This window comes from Clostridiales bacterium (assembly GCA_018333995.1).
Taxonomy (GTDB): domain Bacteria; phylum Actinomycetota; class Coriobacteriia; order Anaerosomatales; family SLCP01; genus JAGXSG01.
Window position 1 is genome coordinate 1 of the sequence record JAGXSG010000031.1, and the last position, 24,066, is coordinate 24,066.

Genomic DNA, 24,066 nt, shown 5'->3' on the forward strand with positions numbered 1-24,066 from the left:
CGCGAGGAACAAGCCGAGACCCATCCCGCCAAAACGGCGGGTGCTCGACATATCGAGCTGTGTGAAAGTCTCGAATAGACCGGGGATCCTCTCGGCAGGCATGCCGATTCCCTCGTCGGTCACGGTCACGGTCACCGACGAATCGCCACGCTCAGCCCGCACGCCAATCACTCCGCCATCAGGCGAGTACTTCGCGGCGTTGTCGAGCAAGATTTCCAGCACTCGGCGAAACCGCCGAGGGTCACAGGTGACCATCGGCATGTCGTCGGCGACGTCAACCACCACCTCGTGGATCGCCGAGACGGGCATCGCCGCCAGCGCCTCATCGATAAGCGCACGGATGTCAACGTTCTCGACATCAAGCGCGAGCAGTTCCGCTCGTATCTGAACCACATCAAGAAGCTGTTCGACGAGTCCTCGCATGCGCTCTGCGTTGACACGTACGTGACCAATCGCCGTGCCGACGTGTTCAGGGAGATCGTGCTTGCGGTTCGCGACATCGAGCAAGTCGGCATACCCGATGATGCTCGTCAGCGGAGTGCGAAGCTCGTGGGACACCACGGCAACGAAATCGGACTTGCTCTGTTCAAGCTCGCGTCGCTCGCTCACGTCCTGCTTCACGATCACCACGTGCCCAATCGCGCCATCATCATCAGGAACCCCTGAGATCGTCACCTCCTCGAGGTATGTGGTGCCGTCTTTTCTCCGGTTCGTGATCTCTCCGCTCCACGCTCTGCCTTCCTTGGCCACCCTCCAAGCGTCCGCGTAGAGATGTTCACGGTATCCTTCGCCCCCGTCGGCAAACAGGTCAGCTCCGACGGCCTCAAACACCGCGTATCCGGTAAGATCGGTGAAGGCGGGGTTTACCCACACGACACGACCGGCAACCGTTGCCAACGCGATCGCGTTGCCCGCTGACTCCAGAGCCGCAAGCTGCATAGCCGCCTGCTCACGACCCTCGACGACGAGCAATCCCACCGCCACGCGGTCGACAAGACGCCTCAGCGCACTCTGGCGATGGACTGTGAACGCGCGACGTTCGCACGATGCCACGCCGATGGCTCCCAGGGTGATCCCGTGAGCACGCAGCGGAAACGCCGCAAGCTCACGCACTCCCGCTTCGTCGAGCACCACGTGCCTCGCGAGTTCCTCGGGACTGACGATCACTACCGTGTCATGCGCGATCGCGTCTTTCACGGGGCAGATATCAAACGGCGACACCCCTGCGCCCGCACGCGTCAACTCCCCCCTGAGCCGACCCGCGACGCTGACAACCTCGATGTCGCCTGCGATGTCATCCGAGCGTAAAGCTACAAACGCAAGTGCGAACCCGAACTCGCTCACAAGTCGTTCGCACGCCACATCAAGGATCTCTCCGCGCGGGCGATCGAGCAGTACGGCAAGATCGATCCGCCCCACGGCGCGATCAACCGATGCCGCCAACACACGTTCGGTAACGTCGATTCCAAACAGTAAGACGCCCCCCGCGTGCTCGCCTGTGTTCGACGTCGTCGTCGCCGTCCACTCGAAAGTACGCGTCTCACCGCCCGCAATCCGCACGGGTCCGAGCCGTCCCGCAAGACCCTCTCCATTCCTGATGGACACCAGGTACTGGGTGGCTAGCGCACGCTCCTCATCAGGTACAAACGTATCGACAAAGTGCCTGCCCATAACGCTTTCGAATGTGTAGCCGGACTTGCGAGCAGCCCCCGGACTGAACATCGTGATACGGAGTTCCGGGTCGAGCCCGACGATGAACACATCGGCCGTATCCATCACCCGAGACGTGAACGACCGCTCCGCACGAAGTTCTTCTTCCCGCCGATGCCGCTCCGCCACCTCAACTCGTAACTCGTCAACGAGTTGCCTCTTGACCGCCATGTCCTCGTTCAAGGCAGCCATGGCGCTCTCAAACGCGGCGTTGCTCCGCTCGAGGTCGACGACCTTCTCCTCGAGCTTATTGACGAGCCGATCGTTGTACTCTCTGAGCACTTCGGTCTCATCGTCGAATCGCGGAGCACGAAACGAAAGATGTCCGTCCGCCGAGACCAGGCCCTCCACTGTTTCGAGCAACGCCGCCGCCTCGACCGGCTTGTGCAGGAAGCCGTTAACACCTAAGTCGAGAGCGAACTTCTTGTCCGCCGGATCGGTGTACGACGCGGTGCAGATTACGACAGGTACCGTTGAGAGCACACGATCGCTCTTCCACTCCCGCACCAACTGGTAACCGTCCATACGCGGCATGAGAATGTCACTGACCATCGCATCAGGGGTGTGCGAACGAGCCTTGACCAGCGCCTCGATTCCGTCAGCGGCCGTATCGACTTCATGACCGGCCGACACGAGCACCGCCGAGATGAGATACCTGCTCGCTTCATCGTCATCGACGATCAGCACACGCATGCCGCGCTCCCCGGTCGAAATGGACGGCTCGCTTTGCTCATGCGACTCACCTACTTGGGCAAATACGCCTCGACCTGTCCGACGAACACCTCAGGGTCGATTGGTTTGGAGATGTAGCCGTCACAGCCCGCTCTCAAGATCGCCTCCCGGTCGCCCTTCATCGAGTATGCGGTAAGTGCGACTATCGGCATCACTGGAGCGGGATCCGATTTGAGGATGCGTGTCGCCTCATAGCCATCCATGCGCGGGAGAAGCATGTCCATAAGAACGAGATCGGGCTGCTCGGCCCGCGCAACGCTCACGGCCTCCTCACCGTCGGTTGCGACGAGCACCTCGTGCCCACTCGATTCGAGCAAGAACTTCACCAAGTAGAGGTTTTGCGGGTCGTCTTCGGTCACGAGGATTCGTGCGCCCATGTGCCCTCCTCTTCGCAATGCGCATACCCAGAAACACTCTACACCACTAAGACCAGCCGGACCCTGCCGTCTGTCAGGAAGCGGCCGCTACACACGGTTCCTAGGTAGGGTGAACGTGAAGACCGATCCCGAGCCGTGGTTGCTCGTTAAGCTCACATCCCCGCCCATGAGTCGCGCCAGCCTGCGTGATATCGTCAGCCCGAGACCGGTCCCGCTTGGTGTCGTCTGCGACACACCCGACGACTGCTGAAACTCCTCGAACACAAGTTCATGCTCGTGCGGAAGTATGCCTGGACCCGTGTCCGTCACGTGCACATCGACTGTTTCTGAGCCAGCAACTACCTTAACCTTCACTGATCCCTCATCCGTGAACTTGACGCCATTTCCCACGAGGTTGAAGAGAATCTGCTGGGTTTTGAGTTTATCGGCGAACCCGGCGACACCGACATCGGGACAGTCGGCGTGCAGCTCAAGACCCTTACCTTCGGCATCTGACCTCAGCGTCTCGACCACGAAGCGGACCACCTCACACAAATCGAAGGAAGCGGCCTCAAGGTGAACCTGGCCAGATTCAATCCTCGAGAGGTCGAGCACGTCGTTAATGAGCGCGAGCAGATGGTTGCCGGACCGGTTGATCATGCGGATCTGGCTCTCCTGTTCCGGCTCGAGCGCGCCGGCGAGTCCTTGCAACAGCACACCGGAAAACCCGATGATCGAATTGAGCGGTGTCCGAAGCTCGTGACTCATGCTCGCGAGGAACTGGCTCTTCACCTGTGTCGCCCGTTGCAGTTCTTCGTTCGCCAGAAGCAGTTCCCGGGTGCGCTCCTCGACAAGCTCCTCAAGATGCTGCCGATGAAGCGCGAGTTCAGCCTCGACCTTAACGCGCTCAGTGATGTCAACGATAACCGCAACGCGCTCCTTCGGAGCTCCCGGCACGGTGTCGAGCGCCGCGGTGTGCACGACGACCTCGCGCGATTGGCCACCCTTCGTCATCCGGCTAGCCTGGAACTGCGCAGGCGCGGCCGCCCAGTCAGGTGCCCCCAATCCGCCAACATGCTCGCTCCACTCCTCGCGCGGCACGATTGGATTCGGTTTGCCGAGCACCTCTTCAGCGCTCCATCCAAACACTGTCTCAGCCGCCGGATTCCACACCGTGATGGCGCCGTCGGCATCACTCACGACGATCGGCACGGGTGAGGTCTCGATGATCGTAGCCAGACGAGCGCGCGCGCGTTCAAGCGCGCGCGTCGACTCAAGCACCGCCGTGACATCGTCTGCGACCACGAGTTCCGCCCGGCGCCACTCCCACTCAATCACATGAGACGTGATCTCAACGTCGATGACTCTTCCGTCAGAGGTCACATGTCTCCACATGCCAGCCCTTTCGAACCCCTCGCCTACCTGCGCGACGTTCGCCAAGAACCGGTCGATGTCATCCGGAGGCCGAATATCGGTGATCGCCTTTGCGAGAAACTCGTCCCTGCTGTAGCCGTACTGCGCGATGGCCGCATCGTTGACAGCGAGGAACCTTAGGGTCTCGAGGTCGTACACCCACATCGGACGTGGCGCCGAGATAAACAGGTCTCGATAACGCCGCTCACTCTCTTCGAGCCGCGCCGTCATCTCGGCCCTCTGCTGTGCAGCAGCAAGACGCTCAAGCCCGGTCGCCAGATCGGTGCCGAGGCGCTCGAGCGCAACCGTCTCCGCTGGTCCAAACGCGTTCGACTCGGCCGAAAACACACACAGCGCAAGTACCTCGGTGTCATTCCTCGAGACAGGGATCGCCACGAGAGAGCGTACTCCCGCCTCGCTGAGAGCTTTCCATCTCGATCCGGCCGTGTGCGCCTGCACGTCGTTTTCGACGATGAGCTCCGAACCGGTGAGCACCTGCCACACCGGGCATCGCATCTCGCCACACGCATCCTGATCGGTCGATTCAAGATGCGCGATCGCCTCAGCGCGGTACGCCGCCACAACTCCGACAGCGCCGTGTGACTCGAGAGCCCCTACCCACGCGCCCGTGAAGCCACCTACCGTCACAGCGCGCTCACACACCAACTCGAGGAGTTCCCGATCGTCCTCTACGCTGATAAGTAACGTGGCGGTCTCTCTGAGCAGCGCGTGAATCCGGTCGAGCCGTTCGCTCAGAACCCTCTCGCGCACTAACGCTGATGCCGCCCTGCCGAGAAGCCCCCTGACGATCAGGTAGAGCACTGCCGAAGTCACCGCTACGTACGCAAGTCCCTTAACCGTCTGAAGCTGCGGGAGACGATCAGCGCCGAACAGCAGGAGGGCCGCCCGGTCCGAAGCAATGATCCACACCGTGGCCACGACCGCGTAGCCTCCGGCGACCAAGAGGGCAGCCCTTCTCAGCGAGCGCACGACGCCACCTTCGCATCACCCTTCCGCAACCGCGGCACACCTCTTCTACCCCATACTACCCGGGTTTTTCGACGAGAGCGCCCGAAACGTCTCCTCTCCGGCGTCAGTCACTCCCATCGAATCCGGCTTGATGGCTGCGAGCACCGCGGCGAGATCGGCAGGCAACGGGTCGAGAAACTCGAGACTCTCACCTGTGACAGGGTGATCGAGGGAGAGGCGGTACGCGTGCAAGAACTGCCTGCTAAGACCCTTGTCCGCACGAGGCTTTCTGCGTCCGTAGAGCTGGTCTCCGACCACCGGATGATGCGTGTAGGCCATGTGAACACGGATCTGATGCGTGCGACCCGTGTACAGCTTGCACTCGACTAAGGTGTACCCGTCGTCGTCACGAGCGGCCATGAATCGTTCAAGTACCCTAAACGTGGTCACTGCCTGCCGAGAGCCGGGAGACTCGACCACCGCCATCCGCATCCGGTCCTTTGAATCCCGTCCGAGCGGAGCGTCGATCAATCCGCTGTCGGGTGCGATGTATCCGTGAACGAGCGCCAGATACCGGCGATCGATCGCGCGTACCTTGATCAACTCGGAAAGCGCGGCCTGAACGGCGTCGCTCTTGGCGACCATCATGAGTCCGGTCGTGTCCTTATCGAGCCGATGCACGATTCCTGGTCTGTCATCACCTTGCAGGGTGCCCAACCCTCCTCCGCAGTGCGCGAGAAGCGCGTGCACGAGTGTGCCGGTCCAGTTGCCGTACGCCGGATGAACGACCAACCCCGCCTGCTTGGAGAGAACGATCATGTGCTCGTCCTCGTAGCGGATGTCAAGCGGGATGTCTTCCGGAATGAGGTCGCACTCCTCGGATAGCGGAACGTTCACGGCGACTCGCTCGCCCACCTCAAGAATGTGACTCTTGCGGACCGCTGTCCCGTCGACAAGAACGTGACCGTCTTCAACGAGACGGGCCGCCGCCGAGCGCGAATGCGCGTTTCCGGTCTCGCTCAGGTAAACGTCGATACGCTTCCCCGCGGCATCAGCCCCTACCACGAGCTCGCCACGGTTGAAACTCATCGGTCCGGCTCCCCGGATGTCCCAGTTTCTTCCACGAGGCCGTCACCGGGGTGATCTGGGCTGCCCTGTGGCTGGTCACCCTCTGCATGGTCCTCGCGCTCATCGATCGGAGCCAATAGCGCCCACACGAACAGCCCTGCCGCTCCCGTCACCAGCGCGGTATCGGCGATGTTGAACACCGGGAAGTTCCGGAAATCGAAGAAGTCGGTCACCCTCCCGGCTACGACCCGATCGATCAGGTTGCCTATCGCTCCACCGGTTACGAGCGCAAGCGACGAGACGAGCACCAAGCCGGACGGCCGAGCACGCCAGCAGTACACACCAATCGCGGCAAGAACGAGCACGGTGGTCGTGATGAACAGTGAGCGTTGTCCCGGCATGAGGCCAAACGCGGCTCCTGTGTTGCGGATGTACGTGAGGTGAAACACGCCTTCGATCAACGGAATCGACTGAGCCGGGTCCAGAATGGCCCGGATCACGTACTTGGTCAGCTGATCGATGGCGAGGACGGCTGCGGCCACCGCTCCGAAGAGCGCGACCGGCCGACGGGCCTCTAGCGCGATTCCTCGGCGGATTTGCATATGATGCACAAGGTAGCGGTGGGCATTGCTTCGAGACGTGCTCCCGGTATCTCAACACCGCACTGTTCGCACATGCCGTAGGAGCCTTGGTCCATGCGCGCAAGCGCGTGACGCACCACCGCAAGCGAGTCGCGGACGTTTTCCTCAAGGGACAAATCGAGTTCGCGATCGAACGTGGCCGAGCCTTGGTCGGCCATATGGTCACGGTAGTTGTTCTCACCGCTCGCTTCGGAGAGCGCCTCGTGTCCCTCTCGCTCGATCGTCTCGACTTGAGTCTGCAGCCGAGCGAGTTGGGACTCGAGGTGCTCGCGTAAACTATGCCGTGTCGTCTCGTCCATCACTGTACCGCTTTGCTCTCAGATCCCTATCGCAAGGGCGCCCGGAGCACCGGACGCCCGTCAGTCCTGCTTCAGAGTATACCATTCAGGCCCGAGCCGCCGGGTTCAGGCCGTCCCTCGCACAAAGCTCACCCGAAACGAATCGCGGCCAGAGTGCGCGTCATGCGATAGCGGCGAGCACCGAGGCGCACCGGGCGCAAACCTCAGGAAAGACACCGTCCGAGCCAAGCTCCCGGTGATTCCAGCACCTCGGACACTTCTGGCCCGCGGCACGCGTGATGACCACGTGAATAGGTGCGCCCTCCTCGGCTCCGATGATCTCGACATCAGAGACTATGAACATATCGGCAAGGGACCTCTCACCGCGGCCGCGGAGCACCTCGGCGTACGTTGGCGCCACAGAAAGCGCGACTGACGCTTCCTGGCTCTTGCCAACAACCTTCGCGTTTCGCGCGTCTTCAAGCGCCTTGGTAACCGCGTCGCGAACCTCCAGCACTACTCCGTACGCGCTACGCAAGCCAACGGCCTCATCGGCGGGGACCGTACGCACCGGCCAGCCGGCGAGGTGCACGCTCACCGACTCGCCCCGAAGCGCCTCAGGTGTGAAACGCCAGACCTCCTCAGCGGTAAACGCGAGAATCGGCGCGACGAGGCGCACGAGGTCTACAAGCACAGCCGCAAGAACCGTCTGTGCGCTGCGGCGCGAAGGTGAGTCACTACCGTCTGAGTAGAGGCGGTCCTTTATGACGTCAAGGTAGAAAGAGGAAAGATCGGTCACACAGTACCCGTGGACCGCATGGAAGACCTGGTGAAACCTCCAAGAATCGTACGCGACAGTAACCTTCGCAACGAGATCTGAGAGCGTGACGAGCGCGTACCGGTCGATCTCGGGCATATCCGCCCACTCAACCGTCATCTCAGGTTCGAAATCATACAGGTTAGACAGGAGGAACCTGAACGTGTTCCGGATGCGGCGATACGCCTCGCTCGTTCGATCGAGGATCTCCTCAGAAACCGAGATGTCCTGACCGTAATCGGCGGAGGAGGCCCAGAGGCGGATGATGTCGGCGCCGGACTTCGCGACCACGTCGAGTGGAGAAACCACGTTGCCAAGCGACTTAGACATTTTCCTGCCGTCGCCGTCGACGATGAACCCGTGCGTGAGCACCCGCTCGTAGGGAGGTGCGTCGTACGCCCCGACGCTCGTCAGCAACGCTGATTGGAACCAGCCCCTGTGCTGATCGGAACCCTCAAGGTAAAGTTCAGCTGGACGGTGGAGTTCGGGGCGGACGTCGAGCACGCTCGTGTGGCTCACGCCGCTCTCCCACCACACGTCGACGATGTCGTCTTCGGGCACGAGCTTCGTGCCGCCGCAGCGTCCACAGACGGTGTTCTCGGGCAGGTATTCGGCTGGGTCCTTCACGAACCACGCGTCAGCGCCCTCGTTCTCGAAGAGCGCGATGACCGCGTCGAATGTCGCTTCGGTCGCGACCGTCTCGCCGCACGAGGCGCAGGTGAAGACGGGAATCGGCACACCCCACGCACGCTGGCGGCTGATGCACCAGTCGGGGCGGTCGGAAACCATCGCTGAGATGCGATTGACCGACCAGCCCGGAATCCACTCGACCTGCCCGATCGCCTCCATCGCGCCCTCGCGGAGTGGACGGACGCCCTCAGCGGCGCTGTCCATGCTCACGAACCACTGCTCGGTCGCGCGGAAGATGACCGGCTGCTTGCAGCGCCAGCAGTGCGGATAGCTGTGCTGGACCCTGGTCGCGGCGAGCAAGGCACCGCGCCCGGTGAGCCACTCGATGATGCGCGGGTTGGCGTCGTGCACGCTCATGCCCTCGAACGGCCCGCCGCCCGGGTCGAACACGCCGTCGTCGTCGACGGGCATCGGCATCGGAAGCCCGTGGCGCACGCCCATGAGGTAGTCCTCGTCGCCGTGACCAGGCGCGGTGTGCACGGCGCCGGTGCCCGTCGACAGGTCGACGTGCTCGCCGGTGATGATGACGCCCTCGACACCGTCGTGGATGGGCTGCGCGTACGTCGCGCCAGCAAGCTCCGAGCCCTTCACACGCGGCCCGACGACCTCCCACGAGCCCTCAACCCAGCCAGCCACCAGCGCGACGGCCTCGACGAGCTCCTCGGCAAGCACGTAGACGCGCCCCTCGCGCTTGACACCCACGTAGTCGGCACCCTCGGCGAGCGTGACCGCGACGTTTGCGGGAAGCGTCCACGGGGTCGTCGTCCAGATGAGCGCGCTCACGTCGCCCTCCGCGTCCCAAGGCGTGGCCGAGGTCATGCGGAACGCGACGTAGATGGAGTTCGAGGTCACGTCGGCGTACTCGATCTCCGCCTCGGCAAGCGCAGTGTGGCAGCGGATGCACCAGTGGATGGGCTTGGAGCCCTTGTAGATCATGCCACGGTTGTACATCTCCTTGAAGATACGCACGTTGCCGGCCTCGTAGGTGGGGTTGAGCGTGAGGTACGGGTTCTCGAAATCGCCCACCACACCAAGACGGCGGAACTCCTCGGCCTGTACGCCCACAAACTTCATCGCGTAGTCGCGACAGAGCTCGCGGAGCTTGGCCTGGGAGATCTTCGCCATCTTCTCGGGGCCAAGATTCTTCTCGACCTGGTGCTCTATGGGCTGGCCGTGGCAATCCCAGCCGGGAACGTACGGCGAGTAGTATCCGCGCATCGTCTTGTACTTCACGATGAGGTCTTTGAACACCTTGTTAAACGCCGTCCCCATATGGATGTGACCGTTAGCGTACGGGGGACCGTCATGGAGGATAAATGGCTCGCCGTCCCGGTTGGCCGCGACTGCTCGGCCGTGAAGATCGATCTCGTCCCAAAATGCGATCCACTCCGGCTCCCTTTGAGCAAGGTTCGCCCGCATCGGAAAACCGGTCACCGGCAGATTCATCGTCTGCTTGTAATCCACTTCACTCCTCGTAGTGTTCAGAAATAGTCCGCACGGAGCGGTGGCGCCTCGCCTAGTCGATCTCCTCGATGTCGAGGTCATCTTCCCGCTCGCCGAGCGAATCGAACGACACCATAGGATACTCGCGCGGCTCGGCAAGTTCGAGATCGGGTGGCAAGTCGGGGCTCTTAGTCTCCCCAAGCATGACGCCGCTCACGAAACCGGGCGTCGCGGCTTCTGCGGCAACGGCGGCCGCGGCCGCGGCCGGCATGGCCATGGTAGCGCCAGGACGTTCGCGCTTCCCCATCTCGGGCGCTGCCGATGGCAACGGCTCCGGCATCACTGCGCCTCGTCCGTCGAACGCCGCCGTAGCGGAGTCTGAAACGACCTCTACCGCCGAGATTACCCCCGCCTCGGTCACACCCGCGAGCACGCTGATGTCTTCTGGGAGCGTGATCTCGGTCACGCCCCTCAAGTGGGCCTCGAGCATGGCTGTGAATCGGCTCCGGAACTCCTCCTCGGCCTGTTTGATTCGCACGAGTTCACCGGCGACACTCTGCTTGCTCGTGAGTGCGTTGTGGATTATCTCCTTGGCCTTGACCTCCGCGTCCTTCAGGATCGCATCGGCCTCCTCGCGCGCTTTGCCCACGATGTCCTCGGCGGAACGCTGAGCCGCGAGCATCGTGTTATGGAGAGTGCGCTCCATCTCCTGGTAGGTCTTGACCTTCTCAGTCGCTGCCTCGAGTCTCTCGCTCATGTCGATGTTCTCTTTGAAGAGGCGCTCGAACTCATCGGCGACTTGATCGAGAAAGCCGTCCACCTCCTCCTCACTGTAACCGCGGAGGGAGTGCCGGAACTCCTTGTGATGGATATCAAGCGGTGTGAGCTTCATCTGGGGCGCCCCTTCCTACAGGCCGAGCGTTTGCACGAGCCGGACAAGCACAGGCTGGATCAGATAGCGCAAGACGACGAGCGCTATGAGTGGTGAGAAGTCGATCGGACCCGCAGCCGGGACGATCCTGCGAAATATCCCAATGTAGGGCTCGGCGAGCGAACCGATCACGCGGTAGATGTCGGCGAACACGCCATCGCGGATCGGAAACCACGACATGATGACGTAGATGAAGATCAGCAGTGAGTAGAAATCAAGAACGCTGCTAACAATGGACGCGAGATTCACGTGCCCAGCTCCTTTGCGCGCACGACCGCGGCGGTGACGGCGGCTAAGACCGCGCTCCGTACCCCGCCCGATTCGAGCGCCTCGATGCCTGCAATGGTGGTGCCGCCCGGACTAGCCACCCCGTCTATCACCTGTTCAGGTTGTTGTCCGGTCGTTTCGATGAGCGCGGCGGTGCCGGCGACAGTCTTTAGCGCGAGCCGTCTGGCGACTTTAGCGGGCAATCCGTGATGTATGCCTGCCCTCGCGAGCGCGTCGATGAAGAGCGCCACGTACGCCGGTCCCGAACCAGAAAGCGCGGTGGCCGCGTCTTGATGGCGCTCATCGAGCACGACGGCGTCACCAAGCGACGAGAAGACCTCACACACCAAGCCGACTTGCTCAGGGCGTGCGCTGGAACCGCCGCTCACAACGCTCATGCCCTTGCCCACGATCGCGGGGGTGTTGGGCATGACCCGGACCACGGCCGTTCCGGGTGGCAGCAACATCTCAAGGCGCGCGCAGGAAACACCCGCGGCGATCGACACGACAAGCGCATCAGTGATGTGCGAGGCGAGCCCGGCAACAACCTCACCGATGACCTGAGGCTTGACCGCCAAGATGATGAGCTGCGCCCGGGAAAGCGTGGTGTTCGCCTCGGCCATACACACAACGCCGAGGGTGGACTCCAGGATCTCTCGGCGCGCCGCGTCCGGCTCAACCACCATCACCTCAGCGGGGACGTAAAACCCCGCGCCGATGAAACCGGCAACGATCGCCTCGCCCATCCGTCCGCCGCCAACCACGATGAGAGGGATGCTGGTGTCGGTGCTCTTGGCCACCTGGGTCACTCCATCGTGAACAGGCCAGTGTCGCGCAACCGGCGCCTGTCCTCGGCGGAGACATCGACGTTGGCTGGCGTGAGCATGAAGACCTTGTCGGAGACCTTCTGCAATCCTCCGTCGAGTCCGTACGTGAGTCCGCTCGCAAAATCGAGTACGCGCTTTGCCAGATCGGGCTTGGTCGCCGACATGTTCATTATCACAGGCGTGCCTGACTTGAACTTATCTGCGATTGCCTGCGCTTCAGTGAAGCTCTTCGGCTCCACAATCGCCATCTTGAGCTGAGGCCTCATCGCCGAGACCTCGCCTCCAGCAGGAACGCTTCGCAGCGGTGTTGCGTCACGTGCACGGCCGATGTCCGGCTCGCGCGAGAGTCGCTTGACCGACGTGGAAGCGGGCGTCGCGTACGGGGAGCTGTAACCGTCCCGTCCGTAGGATGCGTCCGAGCGCCGCGGCTCGTCGGTTTCGCCATCGTAGTCATCGTTCTCGTCGTCGTACTCCTCGTCCCAGTCGTCCTCGAGACCGAGGCGTACCTTGATGCGTTGCCACAGGCCCACGTCGCATCTCCTTGCCTGCCGAAACGTGCATGACAGCGCACCGCAACGGGTGCGTGCGACTCAGCTATCGGCCGAAGATCGCACTCCCGACGCGCACAATTGTCGCGCCCTCTTCCACCGCCACACGGAAGTCGCCCGACATGCCCATCGAAAGCTCATCTAACTCTACCCCATCGAGCCGCGTCGCGTGTAGAGAATCGCGCAGTTCGCGCAGTTCGCGAAAGACCCAGCGAACGTCCTCGGCCCGGCCGAGCGGCGCCATCGTCATCAACCCGCGCACCTCGATGAAGTCCATGCGGGAAGCCTCGGCGAGCGCCTCATGCACGTCGCAAGGGTCAAACCCGTGCTTTGAATCCTCGCCTGAGACGTTGACTTGCAGCAACACCGGCTGGACCACCCCCGCTTCAGCCGCGCGCCGGTCTATCGTCTCGAGCAACCGGTACGAATCGACCGAGTGGATGAGCGACGCACGCCCGACGATGTCTTTGACCTTGTTCGTCTGAAGTGTTCCGATGAAGTGCCAGCGCACGTCCGGAAAGAGTCCTCGCTTGCCGAGAAACTCCTGCACACGGTTCTCGCCAAAATCGGCCACTCCCGCGGAGACCGCCTCACGGATCTCTTGCACGCCTACGGTCTTGGTAACCGCAACAATGGTGATTCCGCTCGGATCACGTCCACTCGCGTCCGCGGCGTCCGCGATGTGTCTGCGAACAGCCTCGTATCGAGCCGCAACGAAACCCATGGATCAGTCGGTCTCTTCGTCGATGGGTTGAAGCGCGTCGAAATCGCCCGTGATGAGATAGGCGATCCGCTCGCCGATATCGACGGCATTGTCAGCGATGCGCTCAAGATACCGGCTCGCGAGCACCATCGAAGACGCCCACTCAATATCCTCCTCGTCGTGCAGACGGGCGAGTTCGCGGAAGAACTGCTTGTAGAGGTGATCGATGGGCTCGTCGAGATCTTGCAGCTTGCGTGCGAGTTCGAGGTCGTTCGTCTCGAGCGCCTCGCACGTCGCCTCGAGCACCCGGTAGACAAGATTTCCCTGCGCCTGGATGAGGTCGTACAGAGTCTGGGGGCCTCTGCGCCCTGCGGTCCGCTTGGCGGCTCTCGCAATGTTGACAGCAAGATCGGCCATTCGCTCAAGGTGAAGAGCGATATAGGTGAGTGAGTGCAATAGCCGCAAGTCGCGAGCTACCGGAAACTGGGTGGCTATGACTTCGAGAGCACGTTCCTCCACAGACTGGGTGCGACGATCGATCTCCTCATCACCATCAACAACGGACTGCGCAAGATCCACATCACCCGTCACGAGTGAGCTCACCGAGTCGCGCGTGCGAGCGGTCACGGCACGTCCGATGGACAACACCTCGATCTTGAGATCTTTCAGTTCCTGCCTGAACTGCTCACGCATCGCGACGAGTCAACTCCTCACGGTTATCGGATTGGTCACTTTACTGCCGAATCTGACCCAGTATAGCGCTCAAGCAGCGCCAAATGACTCACGAAACACCGGGTTCACGAAGGTTTAACCATATCCGCGGCCATTCGTACGCGCTGCTGCTACGCAACTCCTTCGACGATCACCCTTGATTCAATATCGCGAGCGCCCCATGTCGCCCCGTCGTTTCCGCGGCCCGGTACGAAAAAAACCGGGCCGGATGATGTTGCGTACACACGCCAACTCCTGAGATACACGAATCCTCGACACCGGCCGCCGTGAGACTCTCATTGACTGCGGCTCCCAAGTCGAGCCTCGTGCCATGTCCGATCTCTGACACGAAACACGCTCGGAAGCGTGCCCGCAGCGGTTCATCAACCTCGTAGCAACATCCTCCAATGTGCGGGCCGATGTAGGCGAGAAGATCGGACGTCTCACACCCGGCTTTTGCCGCGAGCAAAACGGCCGTCCGGCCGGACAAGAGCTCCAGTGTCCCCTTCCACCCCGCGTGCACGACCGCGACCATAGGCACGCGCTTGCGCGCGACCAAGATCACCGGCACACAATCGGCGTACATCATGAGAAGCGGCGTATCCGGGACGTGCGTGATGATCGCATCCGTCGCCGAGAAGGGCGGCGTGCCCGCTGACGCGCGCGCACCGGTTCCCGCGTCGCTCGGCTGGGCGTGGGCGATGACGGAGCCGTGCACCTGCTGGGCGGTCACCACACGATCCGCAAACCCCGCGCACCCAAGCGCGTCTAGCAGGCGCACCCTGTTAGCGTCGACCGCAAGCGGATCGTCGCCTACGTGTGCCGCGAGATTGAGGGAGGCGTATGGCGGTTTGCTCACCCCTCCTGTTCGCTCGCTAAACGCGACAACGATACCGTCCGACTCCCGCAACGCCACATCCGTGTACAAGACCAGGCCGTCTCGTTCGATCCGCTCAAGCGAGGGCGCAAGGCGTGTGCCGTCATGAGGCGTCACAGTCAAACCTCCTCGGTGAAGTCGGGGTGAGCGCGGAATCCTCGGAAAGAAATGGTAGATGCGACCAGTTTAGGGCACACTCATTGTAGCCGAGCCGCCCCATGACTCGGATCATTTCGACTGCTCTGGGAGGGGGTGAACAATGAAGCGGTCGTCTATCACCGCGGCTGTGGTCGTCTTCGCAGGCACCCTAGCCGCCTCCCCGGCCCTCGCACAGGACTACTACGACGACCCGTTCGGACCGATGTTCGGCGGGTTGTTCCTGTTGTGCTGGGGCAGCATGCTGCTCATCGGTCTCACACTGTTCGCTTTTAACGTATGGATGTTCATCGACGCGCTTTCGCGGAACGAGTACGAGTACCCTGGATCAACAGGTAGCAGCAAGACTCTTTGGGTGGTCTTGCTCGGGATCGGCTTTCTCGTCGGCTTTGGCTGGATAGTAGCCGCGGTCTACTTCTTCACGGTATATCGCAAGATCAAGCGCGGTTCCCTGGCGCCTCCGGTCGGTGGACCGCACCCCCAGGCTTATACTCCAGCCGCGCCACCTGCACCACCTGCACCGCCCGCGCCACCTGCACCACCCGAGCCGCCTGTTCCACCCGCTCCACCCGCTCCGCCCGAGCCGCCACCCAAGGACTCGGCGTAAGAGCAATCCGCACCGTCGAAAGGGAGGCCCGCCGAAACGCAGACGGGTCTCCTTTGATTTCGCCGGACACGTAAGACCCCGGAAGCCACGGGGTCTCACCGCCGTGACTCCCGGGGTCAAACCGGGAACTGAGCCGGACAGAAACCTAAAACGAACGCTTCTTCAGAAATGCGGGAATGTCGAGCTCTTCTTCGGCGAGCGGTTCGAAGGTGGGAAGCGAGGGCCTATCGTCCAACGCGCCTTCGAACTCCATGGATTCTTGCTTGCGGCGGCGTCCCTCAAAACCTGTCGCAATGACCGTCACCCGGATCTGATCCATCATCGAGTCGTCAATAACCGCGCCAAAGATGATGTTGGCGTCAGGATGTCCCGCAGCGGCAACCACCTCCGCGGCCTCGTTGACCTCGAACAAGCCAAGGTCTGAACCGCCTGCAATCGACAGAAGAATGCCGTGCGCGCCTTCGATGCTGGATTCCAGGAGCGGACTGGAGATCGCCGCCTTCGCCGCATCGTGGGCGCGGTTGTCGCCAGCGGCAAGACCGATCCCCATGAGCGCTGAACCAGCGTCGGCCATGATGGTGCGCACATCGGCAAAGTCAAGGTTGATGAGACCAGGCACTGTGATGAGGTCAGTGATGCCCTGGGTGCCTTGGCGCAGGATGTCGTCGGCCACCCGGAACGCGTCGAGGATCGACGTCTTTTTCTCGGCGACCTGAAGAAGACGGTCGTTGGGGATGACGATGAGTGTGTCGACGACCTCGCGCAGGCGCTTGATGCCTTCCTCCGCCTGCAGGGCACGCTTGCGGCCTTCAAAAGCGAACGGACGTGTCACGACACCGACGGTGAGCGCGCCTATCTCGTCTTTGGCGATCTGAGCGATGATAGGCGCTCCGCCGGTACCGGTACCGCCGCCCTCACCCGCCGTGATGAAGACCATGTCCGCGCCCTGCAAAGCTTCCTTGATCTCAGCGCGGTTCTCATCGGCGGCTTGCAGCCCGACATCAGGATCCGCACCAGCACCCAGACCCTTGGTCAGGCCCACTCCAATGTGAACCTTGTAGTCAGCGTCAGACATCAGGAGCGCTTGGGCGTCCGTGTTCACCGCGATGAACTCGACGCCCTTGACACCGGCTTCAACCATACGGTTCACGGCGTTAGTTCCGCCGCCGCCGACGCCGACGACCTTGATGACAGCGAGGTAGTTCGCGCCAGTCTCGAGCATGTCTCCCCTCCCGGGTCGATAGTGCCGTCTTTACTCTCAACCTATACTTTACGGTAATTGTCCAGCGATAACGCTCAATCTTCGCATAAACGTTATGGTATGTGCAAGTGTTGATTTCAAGTTGATCTCAACTGTGGCCCCAGGCGCCTGACTCACTGCTTGCCTCACTCCGCTAACCTAAGCCGTTTCGCGCTGACGATACGCTGTGCGAGGAGCGGCGGCCATAGCGCGAAGATCGCCTACCGGGGAGTCTCGAGACCGCGCCACGTGGGGCGCTCGGGGGTGCGAACATCGATGTAGACAGCAGCTCCCTGCTGCTCAAGGAGTATACGCCTCGCAACGGTGTCCTTCAGGTCGAGATCGTCAGCGGAACCGACCAAGACCTCGACATCATCTACGGTGATGAGCGCGGTCCTGTCCACCGAAGGCGCCGATATCGCACGCACCATGCCGCGCAGTTCTGATGACAACCCCGAAAGAATGGTAAGCACGTTGACGGCCACTGGGTCAGCCAGCGTCTCTCCTGCGACAGGCTCGACTCCATCTAGATCACGGATCACAACCCGCGCATCTTCCGGGTCGGGAACGCCGGAGGAGATCACGAAACCCGACGCGTCGACAAGCCATAGCACAGCTTCACCCGTATCGACGTATGCGACCGGGGTGCGCTCAGTAATGGTGATCCTCACCGCGTCGGGAAACGAACGAGAGATTTCCACCCGCTCGATCCACGGGTTCTCAAGCAGGCGATCCTCGATTTCGTTCACGGGAAGACGGAGCAGTGTAGCGTCTTCGGGCACTCCGGCCGCAGCGTGAACCTCATCTTCACTGAGGTTCACGATTCCATCGACGAGCACGCGGTTGACCGGTAGAGCATCTGACCGGTAGATCGTTACCGCGCCAAAAGCTACCGCCCCCAGCAGCAGCACACCACCGAGAGCGCGAATCAGGGCCGTTCGCCGTTGACGCACAAGTCGCTGCTCCCGCGCCGCTCTCTTTGGATCACGCCTGCGTGTACTGGGTTTCGACTTTTTGCCTCGATCCTCGACCTCATGTTCAGGTCGATGCTTCTTATGAGCGTTCCCCTGAGCACGCGACCCGCCGTCGCGAACTCTCTCCTGCGTGATTACGACGCGCTTACGCTTCCGTCCGTCTCCCGAGGAACCTGATCTCCGCTTCGAGTTCGATGCCATATGTCTGACTCACCGCCTCCCGGATCTCGCTGATGAGACCGAGCACGTCGGCGGCCCGGGCGTCTCCGGTGTTGATGATGAAGTTGGCGTGGATTTCCGAGACCTGCGCCCCGCCTCTGTACCTGCCTTTGAACCCACACGCCTCAATCAGTCGACCGGCAGAGTCTCCCTGAGGATTCTTAAACACACTCCCCGCGTTAGCAGTTCCGACGGGCTGAGTCGCTCTCCTTGCCGTCAGGCACGCGTCAGTAACCCTTCTGACGGTTTCGCGGTCAGCTTCATGAAGACGAAGTTCGGACTCGACGACTACGCCTCGCGACACCAGATCCGTCGATCGGTACCCCCACTCGATCTCGCGGTGATGAAACGAGCGCAAACCGACTCCGGGAACCCACAACGTGACCGTGTCAACGAGCGAGCCGATCCACGCGTCGCGAGAGCCTGCGTTCATCGCAAGCGCGCCTCCCACAGTCCCAGGGATTCCCGCCGCGAACTCGAGCCCGCCAAGCCCCCGCGAATATGCGTCTCTGACGATCGCCGCGAGCACGACCCCCGATCCGGTCCTGATTCGATCGCCCTCCACACGATGCCGCTTGAACTCGCGACCAAGGACTATGACCGCTCCGTCATAGCCTTCATCTGAAGCGAGCACGTTACTGCCTCTGCCCAGAACCGTCCACTCGATCCCCTCCTCGCTAAGGATATCGAGGGCCTTGCCTATTGAGGAAAGGGTGTCGCACTCGATGTATAGCGCCGCGGGTCCGCCGATTCGGTACGTCGTACGCCGAGCGAGCGGCTCATCCCTGCGGACAATGCCCGTCACAGCCGTCGAGAGACGATCGCTGGCGCGACGCACGCTCACCCGCTTCCCCTCTCTACGCCGAGCGCCTCGACGATCTGCGGTCCGAGCGCCGTCACGTCACCCGCGCCGAGCGTCAACACCAGATCGCCGGCGCGCGCTCTACCGCTCACGTACGGAACGACCTCTCGCCGATGAGGGAAGTATGCCACTCTCGGCCGATTGTCCTGATCGAGTATCGCGTCGACTATCGTCTTACCGGTGACGCCCGGTATCGGCGTCTCTCCCGCACTGTACACATCCATCATCACGACCGCGTCGGCGTCATCAAACGCACAGCCAAACTCCTCCCCGAGCGCGGCGGTCCGGGAGTATCGATGCGGCTGGAAGACCGCCCAAACCCGCCGATAGCCCAGCGATCGCGCCGCGGCGAGCGTGGCGCGAACCTCCGTCGGGTGGTGTGCGTAGTCGTCAACCACAGTCACTCCCCCGACCAAACCGACCTCGTCAAACCTTCGCTTCACACCTCGAAACTCCGCGAGCGCATCCGCGGCGGCTTGCACATCAACGCCAAGTACGTGTGCCACAGCGAGCGCGCCCGTCGCGTTTATCACGTTGTGCTCGCCGGGAACAGCGATAGACGCATGTACCCGTACGCCAGTGGGCAACGTGAACGAGAAGCGATACCCGCGACCGGCCGCCTCAAGCGAATCACACCTCACATCGCACTCGTGACCTCGACCGTACGTCACCATCTGAACACCTGAGCGACGCGCAATATCCATAGCACGAGGGTCATCCCCGCACACGACCACGCACCCGGCCGCCGCCGTCTTGGCGACGAATTGCTGAAACGTCTCTTCCACAGCCGCCAAGGTCCCGTAGTGATCGAGATGATCGGCTTCAACGTTGGTGAGGAGCGAGATGAACGGGTCGAGATAGATGAATGAGCCGTCGGACTCGTCAGCTTCTACGACGTAGTGCCGGCCTGTACCGCACGCCGCATTAGTGCCGTATGCGCACACCTCGCCACCGACGAGAAAAGTCGGGTCGAGTCCCAGCCCCGATAGCATCGTCGCAACCATCGAACTCGTCGTCGTCTTACCGTGCGTGCCGGCAACCGCGATCGTCGTGCGCTCGCCAGCGAGGTGCGCAAGCATCCGTGCTCTCGGCCAGATGTCGAGACCGCGCGTGCGGGCCGCGGCAAGCTCTGGATTCGACTCAGGTATCGCCGAGGAAACCACTACGACTTCTGGGTCTCCAAGATTGTCGGCATGGTGACCGATGCTCACCGGGATGCCGGACTCAACCAGCGCCCGTGTATACCGCGACTCCTTAAGATCAGAACCGCTCACACGGTTGCCGCGATCATGAAGGACTCGCGCAAGGCCACTCATCCCGGCGCCGCCGACTCCTATGAAGTGCGCGTAAACCATACGTTTCACATCAGGCTCCCGTTCGTGCTGGGCTTGCGCACTCGCGCACAAGGGCGGCAAAGCGGTCTGCGGCATCTACACGTCCGAGTCCTCGTGACGCGCGGGCCATGCTCTCGCGAGCCTCCGCATCGTCGAGCAGGGACAAAAGCGCCGCCTCGAACACAGGAGCGTCGAGATCCGAATCCGCGATGACAATGGCGCCGCCTGCCTTGGCGACGTCCTCGGCATTCTTGGTCTGGTGATCGCCGGTCGCGTACGGATACGGCACCAACACGGCCGCCCGCCCAACTGCGGTGATCTCGGCGATCGAGGTCGCGCCGGCACGGGCTACCACGACGTCAGCGGCGGCGAGAACCTGTCCCATGTCATCGAGGTAGGACACGACATGGTAGCGCTCACGCTCAGCTGCGGTAAGAGTATCCGCGTCTGCCGCTGAGCGCACACTCTCATACTCCGCCGCGCCGGCGACATGCACGACCCGTACCCAGGGCCGAGCGCAGATTCGTGGAGCAAGTGCGACGAGTGTTTCGTTGAGGTGGCGCGCGCCACGGCTCCCGCCAAACGCAAGAAGCAAGACATCGTCATCGGAAAGATCCATCTGGCGGCGGGCCTCGATCCTGTCCGCCGAGACTATCGCGTCCCTGACCGGGTTACCAGTCACCTCAGTGCGTCGAGATCGGCCAAGTCTTGCGCCAGTCTCGGCGTACGTCACTCCAATTGCGCACGCAAACCGGGCAAGCACCCGGTTTGCCACGCCGGGAACCGAGTTTTGTTCATGCAAGATGAGAGGGATGCGGCGCACGGAAGCGGCAAGGCCGACCGGAAGCGAGACATAGCCGCCAAAACCCGCTACCGCGCCAGGACGAAGCCGCCCCAGTAGCGCGATCGCCCGGATCGTCGACACTGCGAGAACGCCAGCCGCGCCCACCAACGATGCTGGACGGGAGCGATCGAACCCGCGAGCAGGAAGGGCATGGAACGCCAAGCCCGCCTCACGCGCAAGACCGGCCTCGGGGCCACCGGGTGCTCCGACGAAGTGCACCTCATGTCCGTCGGCACGCAACCGCTCGGCCACCGTCAATGCCGGATAGATGTGACCGGCGGTTCCCCCGCCGCTCAGCACGATTCGCACGCGTACTCTTCTCCTTGCTCGTATGGTTCACGCGCGCCTCAGCGCGGGCACCATAGGTGGACACGGACATGATCAGCCCGATACACAACATGGTGAGCACCAGCGACGATCCGCCAAAACTCACGAGAGGCAACGTGATTCCCTTGACGGGCATCAGTCCGGTCACCGCCGCCATGTTCATCACGGCCTGCAGCACGATCATGCCGGTCAACCCTCCGGCAATGAGGCGACCGTACTGGTCCTTGCAGCCGAGCGCGATGCGCACTCCGGCGTAAGCGATCGCGGCAAACGCGAGCACCACTGAGAGGGTTCCGGCAAGGCCGAGTTCCTCTCCGATGATAGCGAAGATGAAGTCCGTGTGCGCGGCTGGCAGATAGAAGAACTTCTGCCGTGACATTCCGAGGCCCACTCCTGTGATACCACCGGATCCAAACGCGTACATGGCCTGAATGCTCTGGTAGCCTGCCCCTTGAGGATCGGCCCACGGATCGAGGAACGCCGTGAATCGCGCCAATCGGTACGGCGCAATCGCGATGAGCCCCGCGATCGCGACCAGACCTCCAACGGCGACACCGCTCAACACCTTGCCGCTAGCGCCGCTTATCAGCAACACGAAGTAGACCGCAGCGCAAATCGAGATGGCTGTTCCAAGGTCGGGCTGGAACATGATCAGCGCAGACGGCGCCCCGGCGATGGTCACGATACGCAACCAGAACTGGCTGGCAGTCAGGGTTTTTTGCCGATACTGTTGCACGAGTATCGCGGCTACAAGCACGCACCCAATCTTCGCGAGCTCAGACGGCTGTATGGTAAACGGCCCTAGGTCAATCCAGCGTGTCGCTCCCCACTTGCCCACTCCGTTCACCAAAACGATGACGAGACCAGTTAACGATATGATCCACAAAGCTGGCCCACTCCAGCGCATCCGGCGATAATCCACAGCCATCGCCGCGGCCATGAATGTGAAACCGAGGGCAATAGCGGCGAGGTGACGCTTGAGGTGGTGGGCGCCGTCTTGAAGCCTCACGACATCCGAGGCTGACGACGCCGAGTAGACCATCAGCACTCCTCCACACAACAAGAAGAAAGTAGCGAACAGAAGCGTGTAACGGGCGCGAAGGCCGCCCGCGTAGCCGGTTCGTGGTGCCATCTCAGCCAACCTCCCGGCCGAGCGACGCAATCATCTCTTTGAACCGGGAGCCGCGATCCGCATATGAGGCGAACTCATCGAAAGAAGCGCAGGCCGGAGAGAGCACAACGACATCCCCCTCGCTAGCCATCCGATGCGCGATGCCCACAGCACTGCGAAGGTCAGTCGCCGCCTCGTAATCGACCCCCGCCTTCACGAGCGCAGCGGCGATCTCGTCTGCCGCCTCACCGAACACAACCGCCCGCGCCCGCCGGCCGCCTACCGCCCACGCGAGCTCATCGAATGACGCGCCTTTGTTTCGACCGCCAAGGAGCACGGTGGTCCTTCGGTCACTAAACGATTCCAGCGCCTTGATCGCCGCTCCAGGATTGGTTGCTTTCGAGTCGTTGAAGTATTCAACGCCCTCAACGATGCCGACAGGCTCGAGCCGGTGCGCGAGCGGCTCGAAGCTCTCAAGTCCATTGCGCACGTCTTCTACCGAAACCCCAAACGCGAGAGCCGCCGCGGTAGCCGCGCAAGCGTTGGCGAGATTGTGTGCGCCCCGGATGCGCAGCGCGTCCCGGTGGACAACGCGGTGAGCGACCCCGCGAACCATCGCGGTGATGTAGCCGCCGGCGCCAACGCCGACTCCGCCCTCGGGGACGCTCTTCACACTCGTGCGAACAACGCGCGCGCCCCGGCTCTCAATCACGTCGGCGAAAGGCGCCGCACCAGGGTCGTCAACGTCGACGACGGCCGTGTCATCTTGGGTGAGGTTGGCAAACACTCGCGCCTTGTCCGCGGTGTAGGTGGCCATATCGCCGTGCCAGTCGAGGTGGTCGGGCGTGATGTTCAACAGCACAGCGACACGAGGATGGAACTGGCTCGTAAGGGCGAGCTGGAACGACGAGACCTCGGCCACGATCGCGCCTGCGGGTCCCGTCTCGGCCACGGCGCTGATCGCGGGCATCCCAATGTTGCCAGCAACTCGCACAGCCACCCCTCCGCCAAGAAGGAGTTGGCCGATGAGACTCGTCACCGTCGTCTTGCCGTTGGTTCCCGTCACCGCGATCCAGGGCGCGCTCGACCGGCGATACGCGAACTCGATCTCAGAGATGGTTTCAACCGAAGCACGATGCGCGGCACGAAACAGCGGGGATGCGGGCGGGATCCCCGGACTCATCAAGGCCAGGTCATACTCGGCGGCTATGTCCGAGACGCCCAAGAGCACGGTCGCGCCAAGGCTCCGGATATCTGCCGCTGTGGCTTGGAGCGCCTCGGTTTCGGAACCGTCTACCACGGTCACCCGGACAGAGCACCCGGCACTTCCAGTGTCGAGCAGGTATCGAGCGCACGCTTCGCCTGAGGTCCCGAGTCCCACCACGAGGATGTCCATGCCCTCTTTCAGCAC

General features: G+C 62.2%; 22 protein-coding genes. 1 reads left to right on the forward strand and 21 read right to left on the reverse strand.

What is annotated here, in order from left to right; all coding sequences use genetic code 11:
- From KGZ40_08730 to KGZ40_08795, 14 genes are all read right to left on the reverse strand, one after another.
- Positions 1–2,403 (reverse strand): PAS domain S-box protein (locus tag KGZ40_08730; protein ID MBS3957589.1); only part of this gene is annotated, 2,403 nt, incomplete at its 3' end.
- Between the two features lie 50 nt (positions 2,404–2,453).
- Complete coding sequence (locus KGZ40_08735; protein MBS3957590.1) at positions 2,454–2,819, reverse strand: response regulator; 366 nt, start codon at positions 2,817–2,819, stop codon at positions 2,454–2,456.
- Between the two features lie 87 nt (positions 2,820–2,906).
- Positions 2,907–5,201: a PAS domain S-box protein gene (locus KGZ40_08740; GenBank protein MBS3957591.1), complete on the reverse strand. Its 2,295-nt coding sequence runs from the start codon at positions 5,199–5,201 to the stop codon at positions 2,907–2,909.
- Positions 5,202–5,246: 45 nt separating this feature from the next.
- A complete protein-coding gene (locus tag KGZ40_08745) occupies positions 5,247–6,269 on the reverse strand; it encodes an RluA family pseudouridine synthase (GenBank protein MBS3957592.1) in 1,023 nt (340 codons plus the stop codon).
- Positions 6,266–6,850, reverse strand: coding sequence for a signal peptidase II (gene lspA / locus KGZ40_08750; GenBank protein MBS3957593.1), 585 nt, complete (start codon positions 6,848–6,850; stop codon positions 6,266–6,268). Before lspA ends, KGZ40_08745 begins: the two co-directional genes overlap by 4 nt.
- Positions 6,823–7,188 carry a TraR/DksA C4-type zinc finger protein gene (locus KGZ40_08755; GenBank protein MBS3957594.1) on the reverse strand — a complete coding sequence of 122 codons (366 nt, stop codon included), beginning with the start codon at positions 7,186–7,188 and terminating at the stop codon, positions 6,823–6,825. Before KGZ40_08755 ends, lspA begins: the two co-directional genes overlap by 28 nt.
- Before the next feature lie 160 nt (positions 7,189–7,348).
- On the reverse strand, positions 7,349–10,138 hold the full coding sequence (gene ileS, locus KGZ40_08760) for an isoleucine--tRNA ligase (GenBank protein MBS3957595.1): 2,790 nt from the start codon (positions 10,136–10,138) through the stop codon (positions 7,349–7,351).
- A 52-nt stretch (positions 10,139–10,190) separates the two neighbouring features.
- On the reverse strand, positions 10,191–11,009 hold the full coding sequence (locus KGZ40_08765; protein MBS3957596.1) for a DivIVA domain-containing protein: 819 nt from the start codon (positions 11,007–11,009) through the stop codon (positions 10,191–10,193).
- Between the two features lie 15 nt (positions 11,010–11,024).
- Complete coding sequence (locus KGZ40_08770; protein MBS3957597.1) at positions 11,025–11,297, reverse strand: YggT family protein; 273 nt, start codon at positions 11,295–11,297, stop codon at positions 11,025–11,027.
- Entirely contained in the window at positions 11,294–12,061 is a 768-nt protein-coding gene (proC, locus tag KGZ40_08775; GenBank protein MBS3957598.1) for a pyrroline-5-carboxylate reductase, read from the reverse strand. Before proC ends, KGZ40_08770 begins: the two co-directional genes overlap by 4 nt.
- Positions 12,062–12,120: 59 nt before the next feature.
- The gene (locus tag KGZ40_08780) at positions 12,121–12,672 is read right to left on the reverse strand and encodes a cell division protein SepF (protein ID MBS3957599.1); all 552 of its coding nucleotides are present in this window, start codon (positions 12,670–12,672) and stop codon (positions 12,121–12,123) included.
- 64 nt (positions 12,673–12,736) lie between these two features.
- Entirely contained in the window at positions 12,737–13,414 is a 678-nt protein-coding gene (locus KGZ40_08785) for a YggS family pyridoxal phosphate-dependent enzyme (GenBank protein MBS3957600.1), read from the reverse strand.
- Between the two features lie 3 nt (positions 13,415–13,417).
- A complete protein-coding gene (gene phoU / locus KGZ40_08790; protein MBS3957601.1) occupies positions 13,418–14,086 on the reverse strand; it encodes a phosphate signaling complex protein PhoU in 669 nt (222 codons plus the stop codon).
- A 169-nt stretch (positions 14,087–14,255) separates the two neighbouring features.
- On the reverse strand, positions 14,256–15,098 hold the full coding sequence (locus KGZ40_08795; GenBank protein ID MBS3957602.1) for a laccase domain-containing protein: 843 nt from the start codon (positions 15,096–15,098) through the stop codon (positions 14,256–14,258).
- A 142-nt stretch (positions 15,099–15,240) separates the two neighbouring features.
- On the opposite strand from KGZ40_08795, the gene KGZ40_08800 reads away from it, so the two are divergent.
- Positions 15,241–15,744 (forward strand): hypothetical protein, encoded by a 504-nt coding sequence (locus KGZ40_08800; protein MBS3957603.1) that lies wholly within the window; start codon positions 15,241–15,243, stop codon positions 15,742–15,744.
- Positions 15,745–15,889: 145 nt separating this feature from the next.
- Here the strand turns inward: KGZ40_08800 and ftsZ are convergent, their stop codons facing one another.
- From ftsZ to murD, 7 genes are all read right to left on the reverse strand, one after another.
- Positions 15,890–16,966: a cell division protein FtsZ gene (gene ftsZ, locus KGZ40_08805; GenBank protein ID MBS3957604.1), complete on the reverse strand. Its 1,077-nt coding sequence runs from the start codon at positions 16,964–16,966 to the stop codon at positions 15,890–15,892.
- A 239-nt stretch (positions 16,967–17,205) separates the two neighbouring features.
- Positions 17,206–17,937: an FtsQ-type POTRA domain-containing protein gene (locus tag KGZ40_08810; protein ID MBS3957605.1), complete on the reverse strand. Its 732-nt coding sequence runs from the start codon at positions 17,935–17,937 to the stop codon at positions 17,206–17,208.
- Positions 17,938–18,103: 166 nt separating this feature from the next.
- Positions 18,104–19,021 (reverse strand): UDP-N-acetylmuramate dehydrogenase, encoded by a 918-nt coding sequence (gene murB, locus KGZ40_08815; protein ID MBS3957606.1) that lies wholly within the window; start codon positions 19,019–19,021, stop codon positions 18,104–18,106.
- Entirely contained in the window at positions 19,018–20,403 is a 1,386-nt protein-coding gene (locus KGZ40_08820; GenBank protein MBS3957607.1) for a UDP-N-acetylmuramate--L-alanine ligase, read from the reverse strand. Before KGZ40_08820 ends, murB begins: the two co-directional genes overlap by 4 nt.
- Before the next feature lies 1 nt (position 20,404).
- Positions 20,405–21,526 carry an undecaprenyldiphospho-muramoylpentapeptide beta-N-acetylglucosaminyltransferase gene (gene murG / locus KGZ40_08825; protein MBS3957608.1) on the reverse strand — a complete coding sequence of 374 codons (1,122 nt, stop codon included), beginning with the start codon at positions 21,524–21,526 and terminating at the stop codon, positions 20,405–20,407.
- Positions 21,438–22,676, reverse strand: a complete 1,239-nt coding sequence (gene ftsW / locus KGZ40_08830; protein MBS3957609.1) for a putative lipid II flippase FtsW — start codon at positions 22,674–22,676, stop codon at positions 21,438–21,440. Before ftsW ends, murG begins: the two co-directional genes overlap by 89 nt.
- 1 nt (position 22,677) lies before the next feature.
- On the reverse strand, positions 22,678–24,066 hold the full coding sequence (gene murD, locus KGZ40_08835; protein ID MBS3957610.1) for a UDP-N-acetylmuramoyl-L-alanine--D-glutamate ligase: 1,389 nt from the start codon (positions 24,064–24,066) through the stop codon (positions 22,678–22,680).